The sequence below is a fragment of the Pseudoalteromonas sp. S1727 genome, from assembly GCF_005886375.1.
GTDB classification, from domain to species: Bacteria; Pseudomonadota; Gammaproteobacteria; order Enterobacterales; family Alteromonadaceae; genus Pseudoalteromonas; species Pseudoalteromonas haloplanktis.
In genome coordinates this window covers 1-16,708 of record NZ_PNDT01000147.1, presented here as the reverse complement: position 1 = coordinate 16,708, position 16,708 = coordinate 1, and the positions used below count along the sequence as shown (strand labels likewise).

Genomic DNA, 16,708 nt, shown 5'->3' with positions numbered 1-16,708 from the left:
AGCTGATAGCTGATAGCTTTATATTTGCCCTTGCAATGTCACAACAATACGTCTTGCGCCACCATGATCACGATGCTCACCTAAATAAACTCCCTGCCAAGTGCCTAGTTGTAAGCGCCCTTGATTAATTGGAATAGTCAGTTCACAACCTAAAACACTGGATTTAATGTGAGCGGGCATGTCGTCATCGCCTTCATAGTCATGGCGATAATAAGGTTGGCACTCGGGGACAAATTTATTGAAATGGCTTTCCATATCCATACGAACCGTTGGATCGGCATTTTCGTTGATAGTTAAGCTTGCTGAAGTGTGCTGAATAAAAAGATGTAATAAGCCAATTTGATAATCAGCTATTTCAGGTAGTTGGCTAATTATTTCATTGTCAATAATATGAAAGCCTCGTGAGCGAGGCTTCAGTTGGATGGTTTTTTGTAACCAGCTCATAATTTGTCGAAGCTAACTTCTATGTTGGCATTACCCGCATCTGAGGTAAATGGCATAAGTATTTTTGCGCCTTCACTTTTATGAGTAATGGTATGGCCCTTACCTGACACAACAATCGGGGTTGCCATATCAAAATCATAGCCTTTTTCACCAAGTAGGTTTTTGGCACCACCTGTTACCATGTTGGTAATTTCTCCTACCATATCGGTAACTTCTTCGTTGATTGAATCAGGGCGTTCACCTAGCATGCGTTCCATAATTGTTAGTGCAAGGTTTTCATCAAATGTGATTGAAAATGACCCTTTAGTTTGTGGTCCGACCATGCCAATTAATCCAGAAACATCGCCACAGGCAATTTCATCTTTTTTAATTTTTGGCTTTCCTGGCTTTAGCTCGGTTTGTGCCATTGTGCTGAGCACGTTCAACAAAGATGATAAAAAAGGATTGATGAACTCTACATTCATTGTTGTTTATCCCTCGAATTGAGCAGTTTTACTGCGGTTATACATTAAAGTGTAGTGACTTATTTTAGCTCTGCACTTAATTATTCTTTACATTGGCCACATTTACCATGGGCTTCAATTGTTTGCCCAGAGACGATAAAGCCACTTTCTGCAGCAAGACTGTTAAGTTCGTGCGAAATTACACTTGAATGTAGTTCTTTGACAAAACCACAACTGTCGCAAATTAATAGTTGTACTGGGTGAATATGATCAAAATGATGGCACAGCATAAATGCGTTAGTACTTTCGATTTTGTGGATAAAACCAAGTTCAGCTAAAAAGTCTAAGGCGCGGTAAATAGTGGCTGGTTTTGCTCCAGATTCGGTCAACTTGAGTTGCTCTAATAAATCATAAGCGCCTACACCGCCTTGAGCAGTTGCTAATAGGCGAAATACTTTTTCACGGATGGGTGTAAACCGCGCGCCGCGATTATCACACACTTGCTTGGCTTTACTAACGAGTGATTCTATATTCATCTTCATCTTATCCTTACGCTACCCGCGATATACTAACATACTGTATTGTAGTTGCAGTGTTTTTATTCAACAGTTTTATTCTAGAAGTGGCTATGGTCTATTGTGGTCATTATGGCAAGTTTGAGTGTTTCACAGTGTCGCTTACTTATGGGTATTATCAATACTGTTTTGATGACTTGTAATACTAATTACACGTAGCTTAAGTATAAATCACAGCATTTATGATAACTGTTAATTGTGGAGTTAATATCATCATCAGTTGCTACACTTTAACGCTATAAGTTAAACCTAAGCATCAGTATTTTCGTGCAAGACGTTATTGATGAGAGGTATCCATAAAAGAGCGTAATTTAACTGATAAATGGAATTAAATATATTTCATTGATTTAATTATTGAAATATCGTTAAGTGTTATCTAGTTTTACACTATAGGTTTTTTTAATTTAAGGAATAAAAATGAAGCTTAAAAGTATTGTTTTATCTGCGTTACTTCTTTTTGGGACTGTGGCTTGCGTAGAACCTAGTTATGATAGCGATAAAGTAAGAGTTGTTGAAGTCACAGAGCATGATTTTGAATTAAATGGACAAAGCGCTGTAACTATATTTGTTGGTGAAAAAAACACCCCTAAGTTTAGTTTTACAATTTTAAAAAGTGACTTGAAAAAAGGAACGTTGCTGCAGTCCACCTCTAACAGTGAACCAAATCTAGCCGTAAGTGCTAGTGTTGGCTCAGAATACTATACTCAGTCAGCGGATTTTGATACATCAGCGTCTGTACAGATTGTAGAGCTAGATAAAACCAATAAAATTGCGAAAATAGCTGTCGGGGCTAAATTAGTTAATCCTAAAATTAAAAATTACACTGAGCTTGCTGTGACTGTTGTGGAAGTCAGCGGTGTGAATTACGATTATTTAGTTAAGTAACCTCAGCCACAATAATAAATCTTAATCGAGCCATTTACAGCTCTCGCTCGAGGCTTGCAATTGGCTCACTGCTTATCATTGAAGCAGCCTCTCTACTTGTGTAAAATACAGCGCTTTTTACGTGGCTAATGGTAGCGACTAATTAACCTGAGGATTTTACTTTGAATAGACGTTTTTCCGTGGCACCTATGCTAGATTGGACTGATCGCCATTGCCGTACTTTTCATCGTAAAATGACAAAACACGCGGTGTTGTATACTGAAATGGTGACAACTGGGGCTATTTTATTTGGTCGCGGTGATTATCTACATTTTAATCATCATGAAAACCCGGTTGCTTTGCAATTAGGTGGCTCTGATCCAGACGCGTTAGCTAAGTGTGCAAAGCTTGCTGCTGAGCGCGGCTACGATGAAGTCAATCTTAATGTTGGTTGTCCATCAGATCGTGTTCAAAATGGTCGTTTTGGTGCGTGTTTAATGGCTGAGCCACAATTGGTTGCTGAGTGTGTTGCGGCCATGAAGGCAGAAGTTAATATCCCAATTACGGTAAAAACACGTATTGGTATTGATGAGCAAGATTCGTATGAATTTTTATGTGCATTGATAGAAGCTAGCCATAACGTTGGCTGTGACGATTTTATTATTCATGCTCGTAAGGCATGGCTAAGTGGTTTGAGCCCGAAAGAAAATCGCGAAGTACCGCCACTTGATTACCCACGAGTTTATCAATTAAAGAAAGACTATCCACAACTTGACCTGAGTTTAAATGGTGGTGTTAAAACGATCGCTGATAGCCTTGCCCATTTAGCGCATATTGATGGCGTAATGATAGGTCGTGAAGCTTATAGTAATCCGTTTATTTTAAGTGAAGTAGACGAAAAAATTTATGGTGAAAGTGCATGCACTTTGTCTCGTCATGATGTGGTGCGTGCTATGTATGATTATATTGAAGATGAAATGCGCCAAGGTGCTAACTTTTGGCATATTGCTCGCCATATGCTGGGGATTTTTCAAGGCCAACCCGGTGCGCGAGGTTATAGACGCCACCTTTCAGAACATGGTCATGGCAAACAGGCTGATTTGTCAGTGATGGATAAAGCACTTAGTTTTGTTCCCGAATAGCAGTACCCTTTTTAAATTAAAAAGCCACTTTTTAGTGGTTTTTTTTGATCCTAAATAATGGTTAAAAAATCATTTTTTTAGTCAAATTAACTTATGTATATTCATTTCAGAGTCAGTTTAGTCTTCACTTTTTAAGTGTATCCTTTTGTTTTTTATTGTTTAAATTTTAATTTTTGTCACTTGGCACAAGTCTTGGAATCTCCTTGTTGTAATCACCCATAATCAACAGGAGAAAATCATGGGCTTAATTAATCGTGTTAATGATCTAATTCAATCAAACCTCGTTGCTGTGTTAGATAAAGCAGAAGATCCAGAAAAACTACTCAACTTATTAATTCAAGAAATGCAGCAAGCATTGGATGAATGCCGTACAACTGCCGCGACAATACTCTGTGAACAAAAAGCGTTACAGCGCCAGCAAACTGATAAAAAAACGTCGATAGCACAATGGCAAGCAAAGGCTGAGTTAGCGGTCACTAAGGGGCGTGATGATTTAGCCACTGCAGCACTTAAAGAAAAACAACGTGTTGCAACTGAGTTAGCTGCGATTGAACCAGAGCTTGTTAAATTATCAGATTCATTAGCGAAGTTACGTGATGACGCGCAGCGTTTACAAGACAAACTGAGTGCGGCTAAAGCTAAACAACGTAGCTTGGCGCAGGTTCATCATGTTCTAAATGCTCGTGTGCGTGTTAATCAACAATTAAATAGCGATAAAGTTGCGCATGCACTTGCACGCTTTGATGTTATTGAGCAGCGTGTGGAGTCAATTGAAGCACAAGTTGACGCCTATGATGTAACGGCAAAGCAGCATTCAACTGCAGAGCAGATAGATGCATTAGTAAAAGATGAAGCGTTAGATAAAGAGCTTGCAGTGCTTAAAGCTAAATTGCAACAAACCGCTTAGGAGTAATAAACAATGAATACATTTAATCATGCTCGTTGGAGTAAAGATCCGTTAAATAAAAAAATATCGGGTGTATGTAGTGGTTTAGCACGCAGGTTCGACTTTCCTATTTGGGCGACTAGGCTTGCTACAATCGTGCTTTTTATTCAGTTTCCTGTTTTTATAGGTGCAGGTTACTTAATTGCTCATTGTTGTTTAGATAATAAAGTGCACTAGGGAAGAGCCATGAAAATTATTGCATTTTGCTTATTGGTTGTGTTGTGCATAGCATTTAACCCATTTGAAGTAGGGCGATTTGATTCATGGCAGCTACCGCTATGGATTGCAGACTTAAGCTGGGTTGGTATTGAGTTATTTGGTGCATTAGTGGCGGTGATCGTTGTAATCGCTTTGGTTGCGCTGGTGAGTGTTGGCTTGCTTGGTGCGGGTCTCATTGTAGGAGTTGGTGTGATATTAGCCTTGCTTTTTGGTTCTTTAATGATTGCTTGGCCATTATTGCTTATCGTTTGCTTGTGTTGGCTTGTTGCGGATAACCAAAAAGTGGCTTAATTTGGGCCACTGAAATAATCTTAAATGCTAATTTAGCTGACTATTTTTTCGTAAATATGCTAAATTTAGCACTTAAACTTGATTATCATAACAAGGATCGAAATGTCTCTTAAGCCATTACTTACTTTGCTCTCATCTGCTATTTTTGCAATAAGCTTTTATTCTTCCGAGTTATTTGCTCATACAGGACACCAACATGAAACTGTAAATAAAGTGGTTGTTAGCAATGCTCAAGTGCGAAATTTTTTACCTGGAAGTAAATCCAGCGCTGGCTATTTAACACTAGTAAATCATGGTGATACAACCATTGAGCTAACAAAAGTGACTCTTGATGGTATGGGGCGTGTTGAGGTTCACGAACATCAACATGTTAATGGTATGATGAAAATGCAAAAGGTAGATATGCTACAGATCAAGGCTCATCAACAACTCGATTTTAAGCCTGGTGGTTATCATTTAATGGTTTTTGAGCCGGAAGAGCCATTAAAAATAGGGCAAGAACTCAAACTCACGCTATATTTTAGCAATGGAGATCGTGTATTTACTCAAGCAACGGTGGTTTCATTAGAGAGCCAAATTGAAGAAGTGCCACAATCTCAGCAGCATACACATCACTAGGAGGTTAAATGTCACAGCATAAAGGGAAAATTATCACTGGGCTAATAGTAGTCTTTATTATTTTTTATGCCATATCGGTTTATTGGAGCGTTGAACCAAGTCGCGTAAATGTAATTACTCAAGCAAAGCAAGAGGCGCAGTTGCGTGGAGAGAAATTTGTTACCGGCTATACAACCACCTCAGCGTTGATTAATGTTGCGACTACCTTATTAAATAAACCGGGCGGTTACTTATCGAATGATATGATGCCGCCAAGTGTGTTGATGGACAATATGCCGGCATGGGAATACGGTGCACTTGAAATGACTCGCGATTTAGCACTGTCGATGCGTAAAGATTTTAGCCGCTCACAGTCACAGTCAACCGAACATGAAGCTTTAAAAAAAGCGCAACCACAATTTAATATCAGCTCAGAAGCCTGGGCATGGCCAAGCGCTGAGAGTGAGTATCAAAAAGGCATTGACTTCTTAATTATTTACCGCAGCCAAATAGCTGATCAAAATGATCGTGAAAGCCAGTTTTATGCACGTGCTGATAATTTACGTGGCTGGTTAAAGGAGGCTGAAAAGCGCCTCGGTAGTTTAAGCCAGCGTTTAAGTGCCAGTGTTGGTCAAGAGCGCTTAAATACCGATTTAGCCGGTGATAAAGAAGCGCATCAAGCAACTTATGCCCCATTACAAAACCAAGTGAAAACCTCTTGGTGGAAAATTGATGATGTATTTTATGAGTCACGAGGAGCTACTTGGGCTTTATTACATTTTTTGCAAGCAGTGGAATATGATTTTGCAGATGTATTAGAGAAAAAGAATGCGCGAGTAAGCTTACAGCAAATTATACGTGAACTTGAGGCAACGCAAGAAACAGTGTGGAGTCCTATTATTTTAAATGGCAATGGCTTTGGTTTTGTTGCAAATCATTCATTAGTAATGGCAAATTATATCTCAAGAGCCAATGCGGCTCTTATTGAACTTAGCGAACTTTTAGCACAAGGATAAAACATGAAAAAGTACTGTTTAGCTGCCGCCCTTTCTATGGCCTGTTTAGCACCAGCGGCACACGCTGATACTTTATTAGGCTTATATGTTGGTGTTGATGGCTGGCAATCTGATAATTCAGGTAGCTTTGCTGATCAAGGCAATATGCAAGATTTTGATTTTGAAGATGAAACCTTCACTAGCTATTATGCGGCGCTTGAACACCCAATTCCGTTAGTACCAAACATTAAATTAAAGTATACCGAACTTGAGCTCAATGGTTCTGCACTTCTTGATGAAAGCTTTGTATTTGGTGGCACTACGTTTACTACAAATACTCAAGCCAACACCATCAGTGACTTATCACATATCGACTATATTCTTTACTATGAGATTTTCGATAATGACTTAGTGTCTATTGACTTGGGTGTGAATGCTAAGCAGTTTGATGGCGATATTATTGTTTCGGGTACTTCAAACGGCCAAGCAACAACTGAGACAGTTGATTTTTCAGGCTTTGTACCACTTGTTTATGGTCGTGCTGAAGTAGGCTTACCATTAACCGGATTAAGCGTATTTTTTGAAGGCAGTTTATTAGCGATTGATGATAGCAAAGTGCAAGATTACCAAGCGGGTATTGCGTGGGCTTTACTTGATAACCTTGCGATTGATTTAGATATCAAAGCGGGCTACCGTCAAATGACTTTAGAACTAGATGATATTGATGATCTATATACTAATATCGATGCATCAGGTCCATTTGCGGGCGTACAAATTCACTTCTAATTTGTTAGCTTTTACGTGGCACTGTTATTTATTTGCGTGCCACGTTACTTCAAACTCCTCTTCAAGCGCACTGTTTAATAATTGTTTATAAGCTTTATTTATGGGCGTGTTGATTAATTTTCGTAATTCATCGCCTGTCTGCGTAAATTTATAATAACTCAGTACTAAATCGTTACTTTTGGGCTTAAGTGCTATTCGCTGGGTTAAAAAGGTTAGGTTTATTTCTTGGCCTGCTTTTAGCGCCGCAGACTCAATTTCTTTACGATATATTAGGCCAATATCCATTAAGGTTAATATATCTGGAAAGCTGATCCCAGCTTTGCCTAGGTTAAAGGACACTTTATTGCCTTTGCGCAGCAAATCAAATAATGAGGGTTTTTTGTAAAAGCCTAATAAAATTAAATGACTGTGATCTTTTTCGTTATAGCCACAAAGTGCGGTGCACTTTTGCAGTGCATCTGCTTCGCGTTGGGTCATTTGCTTTAGTGTTTGTAAGCTTTTAATTGAAAACGTACCTGGGGATACCGTTTCTCCGGCTAAAATTTTTGCCCATAATTTTTGCATTGATTCATTAGCAGTGTCTTCACACAGTGCAATAAACCGCTCAACCCAATCACTGTCAGGTTGGCCATTACTGGTGACATCAGGGCAAAAGTCCATTGCCATGGCCATAATAGCTTCAATATTTTGCTGTTGTTTGACTAGTAGTAATTGTTGGCGATGTTGTGCTCTGCCGAGTGTAGAGTTATCACTATTTACTTGATAGGGGAGTTTACTTTGCCCTTGTGGACCATAACTGTCGTCACTGGTGCTGGTAAGGCGAGTTGAGCTGGTTTTACGCATGGAGTAACCGAGCTTAGTTTCAATAATATGAGCGAGATTAATTTTTGCTTGGGCTGTTTGAATCGTCATTAGCGTTCTCTAACTCTGGTATTGTTTGTAGTTGTGCTGTCGTTTTTAGGTTATTAAGTCCAAGTCTTAAGGTGTTTTCTAAGATGTATTGGCTAAAGAGTGCTAAATAGCCTCCAAAAATTGGTGTGGTCACTTCGCCGGATAACGTACATGTCACTAAATTGCCATTGTCTTGTGGTGAAAAAGAAACTTGTCCGGTAACAATATGCTCTTCATTAAATAAAATATTAAAATCAATTTTAGTATGGCTTATATTGGTAATGGTCATTTCACCAAATCCCCAGCTACTTTGCCAAAATTGATGAGCCCCCACCCCTGAATTTGGTTCACCAAGAGTGAAAACAATACTTGGGTCTACTTTTTGCCAAGGTGACCAACTTGACCACTTTGTAAAGTCGCTGATCAAGGGGGCTATGTTTGTTTGCGTAGCATGTATTGTAATGCTTTTTTGAACTTGGTATTGCTGGGGCAATAGCAGCCCAATTACTAAAAGAATCAAAGCAATAAGAAAAATAAATTGAGTAACTCTGGGTAAAATTTTAATAGCTATTCCTTAGGTGATAAATTCCACTGTTGTACCATGAGGCATTGAATGTTGACTATAATCTGTCTATCAAGCTTCATTATTTATCAACATTAGTACTGTATCATAAGCTAAATAGTGATAACTTATTAGTCAATAGTTGGATAGTCTCAATATTAAATGATAGCGCGGGATATTTGCATTTAAAGGGTTTGGAATGACGTCAGAACACAATGATTTTTTGTTTGCCAATCATGAAGAGGAACTTCATGCGGAAGTTGTGCCTGTTGGGTATTGGGATGTTTTGATTGTTGATGATGATCCTGAAATTCACACTGTTACTGAATTAGCACTTTCAGGGGTTAAGTTCTGGGGGAAAACATTGCGTTTTCATCATGCTTACTCTGGTGTCGAAGCGGTTGAAGTATTAGCTAATACTCATAATGTGTCGGTATTGCTGTTAGATGTCGTGATGGAATCAGATGATGCGGGTTTAAAAGTCGTTAAAGAAGTACGCGATACGTTGCAAAACCATAATGTACGTATCATTTTACGTACAGGCCAACCGGGTTACGCGCCTGAAGAAAAGGTTATTCGTGAATACGATATAAATGATTACAAAACGAAAACAGAGCTTACTCGCAGTAAATTAGTGACATCTTTAGTGACCGCTATTCGTTCGTATGAACAAGTTTGCCAACTTGAATACCAAAGCAAAGCGTTAAATAATATTCTACTGGCCTCTAAAGCTATATTAGGTTTTACCGACATCAAAGCTTTTACGATGGCGGTGATTAAGCAACTCTCGGTCATTTTAGATTGTGCACCAAGAGGGGTTGTGTGCGGCAGTTTGGATGACAGTCATCAAGTACGAGTGTTAGGTGGCTGCGCTGAGTTTAGCGCCTTTATTGGTCAAGGTATTGAGCAATTAGATGATGGACGAATAATTCTTCAGGTACAAAACTGTTTTGAATTTGGCGAACATCAACACACCGAGCATGACACGACATTTTTATTGAAGAGTAAGAATCGCCAAGCGGCTATTTATTTAGAGTATGTCAGTCAGCCAAGCTTAACCCAACTACAATTTGCTGAAATTTTCTTAACCAATGTCAGTGTAGGATTAGATAATGTTAGGCTATTTAATAAACTCAGAGATGCCGCTTATAAAGATGTACTGACAGGGCTTGCGAATAGAACGGACTTTATTGAACAGATTGAAAAATACCATCGCTTAAATAGTAATGAATACATATTTGTTTTAATTGATGTCGCACACTTTTCAGATATCAATAATGGACTAGGCCAAGAAGTAGGTAACCACTTACTTATTGCAATTGTTGAACGGCTTAAACAAGAGTACCCACAGGCTAAATTACTGTCTCGAATTGGCGCCGATGTATTTGGCTTTTTAATTGCCCGTGATGAATTTAATTTAAATATATTGCGGGAAAACTTAAATCTTCCTTTTACTGCTGCAGAGCACTTATTACCGGTTAATTTTAAAATTGGCTTATGTGAACAGCAAGACTTCCAAGCCACGGGTATCGAAACACTAAAACTCGCCTATATAGCACTTAACCAGTCTAAACAAGGTAAGTTAGGTAATGCTGTTTATTATACGCCTGATATGGAAGAGCAAATGACTTGGCGACTAGGAATCATTCGCCAGCTGCGCCAAGATTTTGAAAATAGTAAACTAGAAGTATGGTATCAGCCGCAATTGGCTTTTAGTGATTTATCCTTAATAGGCTGTGAAGCGTTACTGCGTTGGCCGTCGGGTAATGGTAATTATATCTCCCCAGCAGTTTTTGTGCCGCTGGCTGAAGATGCAGGATTAATTGTTGATATTGGTCAATGGGTGTTAGAACAGGCTTGTCAGCAACAAAAGCGTTTAGCTGCGCAAGGTGTAGAAATACGTATTGCAGTGAATGTGTCGGTGCCGCAATTTAAGGTCAAGGATTATGCCCAACAAGTCAAAGAGACGTTATTAAAATATCAGGTTAACCCCAAAAATATTGAATTAGAAGTCACTGAAAGTGTGGTGATGGATGAGCTTAGTGTGGTGATTGATACCTTAAATGAGCTTAAAGCGTTTGGTGTTGAAGTGGCCATTGATGACTTTGGTACGGGTTTTTCATCATTGAGCTATTTGCAAAAGCTGCCATTAGATCGATTGAAAATCGATCGAGCATTTATTAAAGATCTTCCTGATCAAGACGACGGCGCGATTGCTGCGTTAGTGGTTGCATTGGGTGCTAAGCTCGGTTTAAAAACCATTGCTGAAGGGGTCGAAACACAAGCACAAGCTGACTTTCTTAAGCAATTAGGCTGTGATGAAGTACAAGGTTTTATGTACGCTAAACCAATGTCAGAAGTTGAGCTTATTCAGTATATTGAAAACAAAAAGTAGCAAGATTATTGGAACTATCGGCTATCATCGTAAATAGTTAATATCGCTTGGGGATTAATTCAAGTATACTTTGCGACCTTTTTTAAAGCAATTGGTTACTTTTTATGAGCGCACTTAAAGCCAAGCGAGCGTTATTCTCATATCCCAAATATTGGGCTGAGTGTTACGGCACAGCTCCATTTTTACCTACAACTCGCGAAGAGATGGACGCCCTTGGCTGGGATAGCTGCGATATAATCATAATAAGTGGTGATGCGTATGTTGATCACCCAAGTTTTGGTATGGCCGTAATAGGTCGCGTGCTAGAAGCGCAAGGCTTTCGGGTTGGCATCATAGCCCAGCCTGACTGGCAGTCAAAAGATGCCTTTATGGCACTTGGTAAACCTAACCTATTCTTTGGTGTTACCGCTGGTAACATGGATTCGATGATCAACCGCTATACGGCTGAAAAGCGTATGCGCCACGATGATGCATACACGCCGGGTAACATTGGTGGTAAACGTCCTGATCGCGCGGTAATGATTTATTCGCAAAAATGTCGCGAAGCTTATAAAGGCGTACCTATTGTTATTGGTGGTATTGAAGCAAGCCTCCGCCGTATTGCCCACTATGATTATTGGCAAGAAAAAGTGCGCCGCAGTATTTTATTTGATGCCAAAGCCGATATTTTAATTTACGGCAATGCTGAACGTCCGTTGGTGGAAGTTGCGCACCGTATTGCTGCAGGCGAAACCATGGATACCATTCAAGATATTCGTGGTACAGCGGTTATCCGCAAAGAGCCATTACCTGGTTGGCGTGGTAGTGATTCAACAGCAATCGACAAAATTGGCAAAATTGATCCAATTCCTAACCCTTATGGGGCGGATGATGTAGGCTGCAGTAAAAGTGAATTTAAACAAGCGGGTATTGATTTACAAGCTGAAGCTGCAAAACCAATTACAATTCAGCCAGCACGCCCTAAGCCGTGGGAAAAAACCTATGTTAAGTTACCTGCATTTGAGCAAGTAAGCGTTAACAAGCCGTTATACGCCCACGCATCACGTATTTTACATCAAGAAACCAACCCAGGTTGTGCGCGTGCCTTATTCCAACGTCATGGCGATCGTTCAATTTGGGTAAACCCGCCAGCGTATCCACTGGAAACGCATGAGATGGATGCGGTATTTGGCCTGCCTTATCAACGTATTCCACACCCAAGTTATGGTGATGCGAAGATCCCCGCATACGATATGATCAAAACCTCGGTTAATATTATGCGGGGCTGTTTTGGTGGTTGTTCATTCTGCTCTATCACAGAGCATGAAGGGCGGATCATTCAGAGCCGTTCGCAAGAATCGATTATTGATGAAATTGAACAAATTCGTGACAAAGTACCGGGCTTTACGGGGGTTATTTCAGATCTGGGTGGCCCAACCGCCAACATGTATAAACTGCGTTGTAAGAGCAAAAAAGCAGAGAGTACCTGTCGTCGCCTATCGTGTGTTTACCCTGATATTTGTAAGCATATGGATACTGATCACACGCCAACAATTGAGTTATATAAGAAAGCCCGTGAAGTAAAAGGGGTGAAAAAAATTCTCATTGCTTCAGGGGTGCGTTACGACTTGGCAGTGCAAGACCCACGCTATGTAAAAGAGCTCGTTACGCATCATGTTGGCGGATATTTAAAAATAGCCCCAGAGCATACTGAAGATGGCCCATTATCAAAAATGATGAAGCCAGGCATGGGCGCCTATGATCAGTTTAAAGAACTCTTTGATAAGTACTCAAAAGAAGCGGGTAAAAAGCAGTACCTTATTCCTTATTTTATCTCTGCACACCCAGGGACAAAAGATGAAGATATGGTAAATATGGCGTTGTGGTTAAAAGAGAATGATTTTAAACTTGATCAAGTGCAAAATTTTTATCCATCCCCTATGGCGAACGCGACGACGATTTATCATACTGAAATGAATTCGTTACGTAATATTAAAAATAATACTGAGCAAGTTGCTGTACCTAAAGGGGCACGCCAACGCCGCTTACATAAAGCGATATTACGTTACCATGATCCAGCTGGTTGGCCGATGATCCGCGAAGCTCTTCGTAAAATGGGTAAAGCTAAACTCATTGGTAAGGGGCCTAATTGCTTAGTACCTGAAGAAACCCGCGATGAAAAATCGCTTAAAGCAGGTAAGGGAGGGCGTCCAGCACTGAGTCGCCATACAGGTTTTAGTCAGTTTAAAAAAGCGAATACTAAGCCGAGAGTAGGCGGCAATCGCCAACGGGCAAGGTAGTTTTTCGGCCGCTTAAGTTAAAACGCCCAGCATTTGCTGGGCGTTTTCGTTTATGGCTTATAACCTTATTCTTCTATAAACGCTTCACCTTCCGTCATCCACTTAGCGGCTGGTTTGCCTCTTAAGTAGTGATCAAAGTACTGCATCATACGAATTGAAAAATCCACTTGGTTTGGAAATTTCTTTAAATGATGCGGTTCACCTTCGTATTGCAAGAATGTAGCGTCTTTACCTGCACGGCGCAGCGCTAAATAATACTGCACACCTTCGTGCCATGGTACAGCGTCATCTTTATCTCCAAACATAATCAAGATAGGGGTATTTACTTTGTCAGCAAAAAACACCGGTGAATTTTCAATATACAGCTCAGGCGCTTCAAACAAGGTTTTACCGATGCGGCTTTGCCCTGTCTCATATTGGAACTGACGCGCAAGGCCTGATTTTAACCGAATACCACTGTAAGCACTGGTCATGTTAGACACTGGTGCACCCGATACAACCGCTTTAAACATGTCGGTTTGAGTGATCATAAAGGCACTTTGGTAACCTGCCCATGAGTGGCCTTGTAAGCCAATTTTATCCGGATCCGCAATACCTAAATCAATCAGTTTTTGGGTCGCGTTGATCATGGTTTGGGTTGATGATTTACCGGGATGACCAATTTCAAAGCGAATATCTGGTAAGAAAATCGCATAGCCGTTTGAGGTAAACATGGGGAAGTTAGGGCGGTGGTTTAACTCCATTTTAGGGAAATCATACATGCGTTGACTCATATAACGATAAAAGTACACCACTACTGGTACTTTATCGCCTTTTTTATAGCCGGCAGGTTTAATTAACACACCTTGTAAGTCTTCACCATCAAAGCCTTTATAACTAATTAGCTCTGGTTCTTGCCCCCATGCAAAGTCATTAACTTGTGGATTTAAGTTGGTAACACGTTGTGGTTTTTTAAAGCTAAAATCAGTTTGATAAAAATCAGGGAACTGCTGATAAGTTTGCTCAGTAAATAAGTACTTATCTGCGTGCTTGGCTTTTTTCACTACATCAAAACGTTTTTGACCGCTTAATACTTTACTTAGCGAGTTATCGGCAAGCTTAAGTTTGGCTATTTCAGTTTGTTTTTGCTGCAAATTTGTTGCGCTAAGTAGTAAAGTTTCATCTGACTTAAAGCCAACGTGGTCTTTATCAAGTTTGATAACTCGATATTGAGTATTGATTTCTTTACCATTGGTTAAGCGAGTCGCTTTAAGAGTGTTAACATCAAACGCCCAAATATCATATTTACTATATACCAATACTTGACTGCTATCGTTAAGCCAGCCAGCAACACCATAACCTGGCTGTGCTGATGGGTAATCGTGTTGGTCATCTGCAAATGTTGCTTGAATCGCTTTTGTTAAGGTGCTGACTTTATTGTTGTTTAAGTCTTTTAGTTGTACTTGGCTATTTTCAAAGTAAGTCGCGTATTGCCCACTGGGTGACAGGCTCGGTCTAAACGGGTAATCGTTGATAATTGCTTTTCGCTCACCTGTTTGTACATTCACAGCGTAGTAGTCGGCAAAAAAACCACCGTACATAATGCGTTCAAGGTAAGGTAAATTCGATGAACCAAGTAATGCATCTCGACTATTAGTATTGAGCGCCAGACTCGGCATACTTGTATCACTTAGCTGGGCAACCTGTTTGCCATTAAGGTGGTAAACTGCTTGGTAATGGCGATTTTTATTAACCTCATTCCATTGTTGTTCTTCACGAGGTTTGATTTCGGCGTCGTTATTGTGCCAAACATTTAGGCCTTTTTGGTCGCGGATAGTATCGTAGTCAAATAGCGAGGCTTGATCTGTGTATTTCTTTGCTGTAATTTTTTCTGCTAGCTTAGGATGGTTCTCAAAATATAAGCGCTCACCGTCTTCAGACCAGCTCAATTTTGCTGTTTTGCCGATAGTCCAACTTTTCTCTGGTGAAGCTATATCTGTAAGCAGTTCGTTTTGCCACAGTTTGAGTTGATGATCGCGACGACGCATATCGTCATTCACATAATTACCCAGCGTGAAAGCGGCGATATTCTTAGTTGGGTGCCAAGCAATTTTATTTGCAACAACACCTGGTTCATCAATTAATACACTTGTTTCAAACGTACTATTTAATGAAATTAACGCTACCTGATTATCGCTTCCATCTGAGTAGCTTTGACTGACAAGTAGCTCGTTGCTTGATGCATTAATAGCGTAACTAAACACGCTATTTACAGTGTGAGTTGTTTCATCTTGTAAATTTACAACCACTAAATCAAATGTTTTGTCTTTCTTATCAGGTTTGATTTCACTTGATTTATCTGTGCTATTTGCGTTATCAAGGTCTTTACTTTCATCGTCTTTATTGGTTTTTTCATCTAATCGATAGGCTAACCAGTTACCATCATCAGAGAGCTGGTAGTCCTTTATGTTTTCAAAAGTTTGTTGCTTGCCGGTAGTTGTATTTACTAAGACCAGATTGTTTTTTAAGCTGTCTTTCTTTTTTGTGGTCTCTTTTTCAAGCAAGGTAGGCATTTGGGTAAATGCTACCCAGTTGGCGACTTTATTGATTTGAGGTTGAGTGCCACGCTCAACTTCAGCGAGTAATTTATTATTGTTTAACGTATAAACTAAGCCCGTTGCATCGCCACGATAGGGTGTTGAGCTAAAGCTGAGTACTTTACCGTCTTCTGATAGTTGGGTATTTTTGGCTGACTTGAAATCGAATACATCTTTAAATTGCAGCGCTTCTTTTGCGTTTACAGTGGCGCTACTTAGACTGGTAACCAGTGCTATGCTGAGCAGGGAAAGTTGTGCTTTCATTAGTAGTTCTCTTTTTGTTTCATCAACCCCATCATAACGAGTTTGTTAAACAATTCGAGTAGATACGATAAGTGCACTAAAAAGGAAGTTAAAAGTAGCAAGTGGCAAGTTACAAAGTAGGAACTAAACTTTGTTCCTGTCTATTTTATTAAGGGTTATGATGAGATTTGAACAGCTTCATGTTTGGCAGCGCTTCGCTGATTTGGCTTGTGAGGTTTATATTCACTTTAAAACAAGCAAAGAGTTTGGGCTTAAAGATCAAATTACTCGCTCAGCTCTTTCTATTTCTTCAAATATAGCTGAAGGCATGAGCGTGAAACGACTAAAGGTTATGCACGTTTTTTATGATACGCAAAAAGAAGTTGTGTGGAATTATTTCCAAAATGTTGACCGGTCTAATGAATACGGTCAACTCTTGGGAACCTTGAACCTTGAACCT

The 16,708-nt window shown here is 39.8% G+C and carries 17 protein-coding genes; 11 read left to right on the top strand and 6 right to left on the bottom strand.

The genetic code is table 11. The annotated features are described in order from the left end of the window. Positions 1-18 precede the first annotated feature (18 nt). The 3 genes from CWB85_RS21040 to CWB85_RS21030 all read right to left on the bottom strand — a co-directional run bounded on the left by CWB85_RS21040 (position 19) and on the right by CWB85_RS21030 (position 1,423). Complete coding sequence (locus tag CWB85_RS21040; RefSeq protein WP_016708404.1) at positions 19-444, bottom strand: secondary thiamine-phosphate synthase enzyme YjbQ; 426 nt, start codon at positions 442-444, stop codon at positions 19-21. Beyond that, positions 441-908, bottom strand: a complete 468-nt coding sequence (locus tag CWB85_RS21035) for a chemotaxis protein CheX (RefSeq protein ID WP_016708405.1) — start codon at positions 906-908, stop codon at positions 441-443. Before CWB85_RS21035 ends, CWB85_RS21040 begins: the two co-directional genes overlap by 4 nt. Before the next feature lie 80 nt (positions 909-988). Further along, positions 989-1,423 (bottom strand): transcriptional repressor, encoded by a 435-nt coding sequence (locus CWB85_RS21030; RefSeq protein WP_016708406.1) that lies wholly within the window; start codon positions 1,421-1,423, stop codon positions 989-991. 456 nt (positions 1,424-1,879) lie between these two features. Here CWB85_RS21030 and CWB85_RS21025 point away from each other — a divergent pair, with 456 nt between their 5' ends. The 8 genes from CWB85_RS21025 to CWB85_RS20990 all read left to right on the top strand — a co-directional run bounded on the left by CWB85_RS21025 (position 1,880) and on the right by CWB85_RS20990 (position 7,302). Next, positions 1,880-2,347: a hypothetical protein gene (locus tag CWB85_RS21025; RefSeq protein WP_138555947.1), complete on the top strand. Its 468-nt coding sequence runs from the start codon at positions 1,880-1,882 to the stop codon at positions 2,345-2,347. A 161-nt stretch (positions 2,348-2,508) separates the two neighbouring features. Continuing rightward, complete coding sequence (gene dusA / locus CWB85_RS21020; protein ID WP_029216112.1) at positions 2,509-3,468, top strand: tRNA dihydrouridine(20/20a) synthase DusA; 960 nt, start codon at positions 2,509-2,511, stop codon at positions 3,466-3,468. Positions 3,469-3,706: 238 nt separating this feature from the next. Continuing rightward, entirely contained in the window at positions 3,707-4,375 is a 669-nt protein-coding gene (locus CWB85_RS21015) for a PspA/IM30 family protein (protein ID WP_138555946.1), read from the top strand. A 12-nt stretch (positions 4,376-4,387) separates the two neighbouring features. Continuing rightward, a complete protein-coding gene (locus CWB85_RS21010; protein WP_016708410.1) occupies positions 4,388-4,591 on the top strand; it encodes a PspC domain-containing protein in 204 nt (67 codons plus the stop codon). Positions 4,592-4,600: 9 nt separating this feature from the next. Then, positions 4,601-4,924 carry a hypothetical protein gene (locus tag CWB85_RS21005; RefSeq protein WP_016708411.1) on the top strand — a complete coding sequence of 108 codons (324 nt, stop codon included), beginning with the start codon at positions 4,601-4,603 and terminating at the stop codon, positions 4,922-4,924. A 102-nt stretch (positions 4,925-5,026) separates the two neighbouring features. Beyond that, positions 5,027-5,542, top strand: a complete 516-nt coding sequence (locus CWB85_RS21000) for a copper chaperone PCu(A)C (RefSeq protein ID WP_016708412.1) — start codon at positions 5,027-5,029, stop codon at positions 5,540-5,542. Positions 5,543-5,550: 8 nt separating this feature from the next. Beyond that, complete coding sequence (locus CWB85_RS20995; RefSeq protein WP_138555945.1) at positions 5,551-6,537, top strand: DUF2333 family protein; 987 nt, start codon at positions 5,551-5,553, stop codon at positions 6,535-6,537. Between the two features lie 3 nt (positions 6,538-6,540). After that, positions 6,541-7,302: a TIGR04219 family outer membrane beta-barrel protein gene (locus CWB85_RS20990; protein ID WP_138555944.1), complete on the top strand. Its 762-nt coding sequence runs from the start codon at positions 6,541-6,543 to the stop codon at positions 7,300-7,302. 24 nt (positions 7,303-7,326) lie between these two features. Here CWB85_RS20990 and CWB85_RS20985 read toward each other — a convergent pair whose 3' ends face one another. Then, entirely contained in the window at positions 7,327-8,214 is an 888-nt protein-coding gene (locus tag CWB85_RS20985; RefSeq protein ID WP_138555943.1) for a TIGR03899 family protein, read from the bottom strand. After that, positions 8,183-8,686 (bottom strand): SRPBCC family protein, encoded by a 504-nt coding sequence (locus CWB85_RS20980; protein WP_308700768.1) that lies wholly within the window; start codon positions 8,684-8,686, stop codon positions 8,183-8,185. The genes CWB85_RS20985 and CWB85_RS20980 overlap by 32 nt, the downstream gene beginning before the upstream one ends. 268 nt (positions 8,687-8,954) lie before the next feature. Here CWB85_RS20980 and CWB85_RS20975 point away from each other — a divergent pair, with 268 nt between their 5' ends. Next, positions 8,955-11,150 carry a bifunctional diguanylate cyclase/phosphodiesterase gene (locus CWB85_RS20975; RefSeq protein WP_138555942.1) on the top strand — a complete coding sequence of 732 codons (2,196 nt, stop codon included), beginning with the start codon at positions 8,955-8,957 and terminating at the stop codon, positions 11,148-11,150. Between the two features lie 104 nt (positions 11,151-11,254). Further along, on the top strand, positions 11,255-13,429 hold the full coding sequence (locus CWB85_RS20970; protein ID WP_016708418.1) for a YgiQ family radical SAM protein: 2,175 nt from the start codon (positions 11,255-11,257) through the stop codon (positions 13,427-13,429). 65 nt (positions 13,430-13,494) lie between these two features. Here CWB85_RS20970 and CWB85_RS20965 read toward each other — a convergent pair whose 3' ends face one another. Further along, the gene (locus CWB85_RS20965) at positions 13,495-16,269 is read right to left on the bottom strand and encodes a S9 family peptidase (RefSeq protein ID WP_138555941.1); all 2,775 of its coding nucleotides are present in this window, start codon (positions 16,267-16,269) and stop codon (positions 13,495-13,497) included. Positions 16,270-16,426: 157 nt separating this feature from the next. Here CWB85_RS20965 and CWB85_RS20960 point away from each other — a divergent pair. Next, the coding region (locus tag CWB85_RS20960; RefSeq protein WP_244390167.1) for a four helix bundle protein at positions 16,427-16,708 on the top strand (282 nt) is incomplete at its 3' end.

Bases quoted from the DNA above. Each gene is read 5' to 3' on its own strand.
- CWB85_RS21040 (WP_016708404.1), bottom strand. From the start codon at position 444: ATGAGCTGGTTACAAAAAACCATCCAACTGAAGCCTCGCTCACGAGGC.
- CWB85_RS21035 (WP_016708405.1), bottom strand. From the start codon at position 908: ATGAATGTAGAGTTCATCAATCCTTTTTTATCATCTTTGTTGAACGTG.
- CWB85_RS21030 (WP_016708406.1), bottom strand. From the start codon at position 1,423: ATGAATATAGAATCACTCGTTAGTAAAGCCAAGCAAGTGTGTGATAAT.
- CWB85_RS21025 (WP_138555947.1), top strand. From the start codon at position 1,880: ATGAAGCTTAAAAGTATTGTTTTATCTGCGTTACTTCTTTTTGGGACT.
- CWB85_RS21015 (WP_138555946.1), top strand. From the start codon at position 3,707: ATGGGCTTAATTAATCGTGTTAATGATCTAATTCAATCAAACCTCGTT.
- CWB85_RS21010 (WP_016708410.1), top strand. From the start codon at position 4,388: ATGAATACATTTAATCATGCTCGTTGGAGTAAAGATCCGTTAAATAAA.
- CWB85_RS21005 (WP_016708411.1), top strand. From the start codon at position 4,601: ATGAAAATTATTGCATTTTGCTTATTGGTTGTGTTGTGCATAGCATTT.
- CWB85_RS21000 (WP_016708412.1), top strand. From the start codon at position 5,027: ATGTCTCTTAAGCCATTACTTACTTTGCTCTCATCTGCTATTTTTGCA.
- CWB85_RS20995 (WP_138555945.1), top strand. From the start codon at position 5,551: ATGTCACAGCATAAAGGGAAAATTATCACTGGGCTAATAGTAGTCTTT.
- CWB85_RS20990 (WP_138555944.1), top strand. From the start codon at position 6,541: ATGAAAAAGTACTGTTTAGCTGCCGCCCTTTCTATGGCCTGTTTAGCA.
- CWB85_RS20985 (WP_138555943.1), bottom strand. From the start codon at position 8,214: ATGACGATTCAAACAGCCCAAGCAAAAATTAATCTCGCTCATATTATT.
- CWB85_RS20975 (WP_138555942.1), top strand. From the start codon at position 8,955: ATGACGTCAGAACACAATGATTTTTTGTTTGCCAATCATGAAGAGGAA.
- CWB85_RS20970 (WP_016708418.1), top strand. From the start codon at position 11,255: ATGAGCGCACTTAAAGCCAAGCGAGCGTTATTCTCATATCCCAAATAT.
- CWB85_RS20965 (WP_138555941.1), bottom strand. From the start codon at position 16,269: ATGAAAGCACAACTTTCCCTGCTCAGCATAGCACTGGTTACCAGTCTA.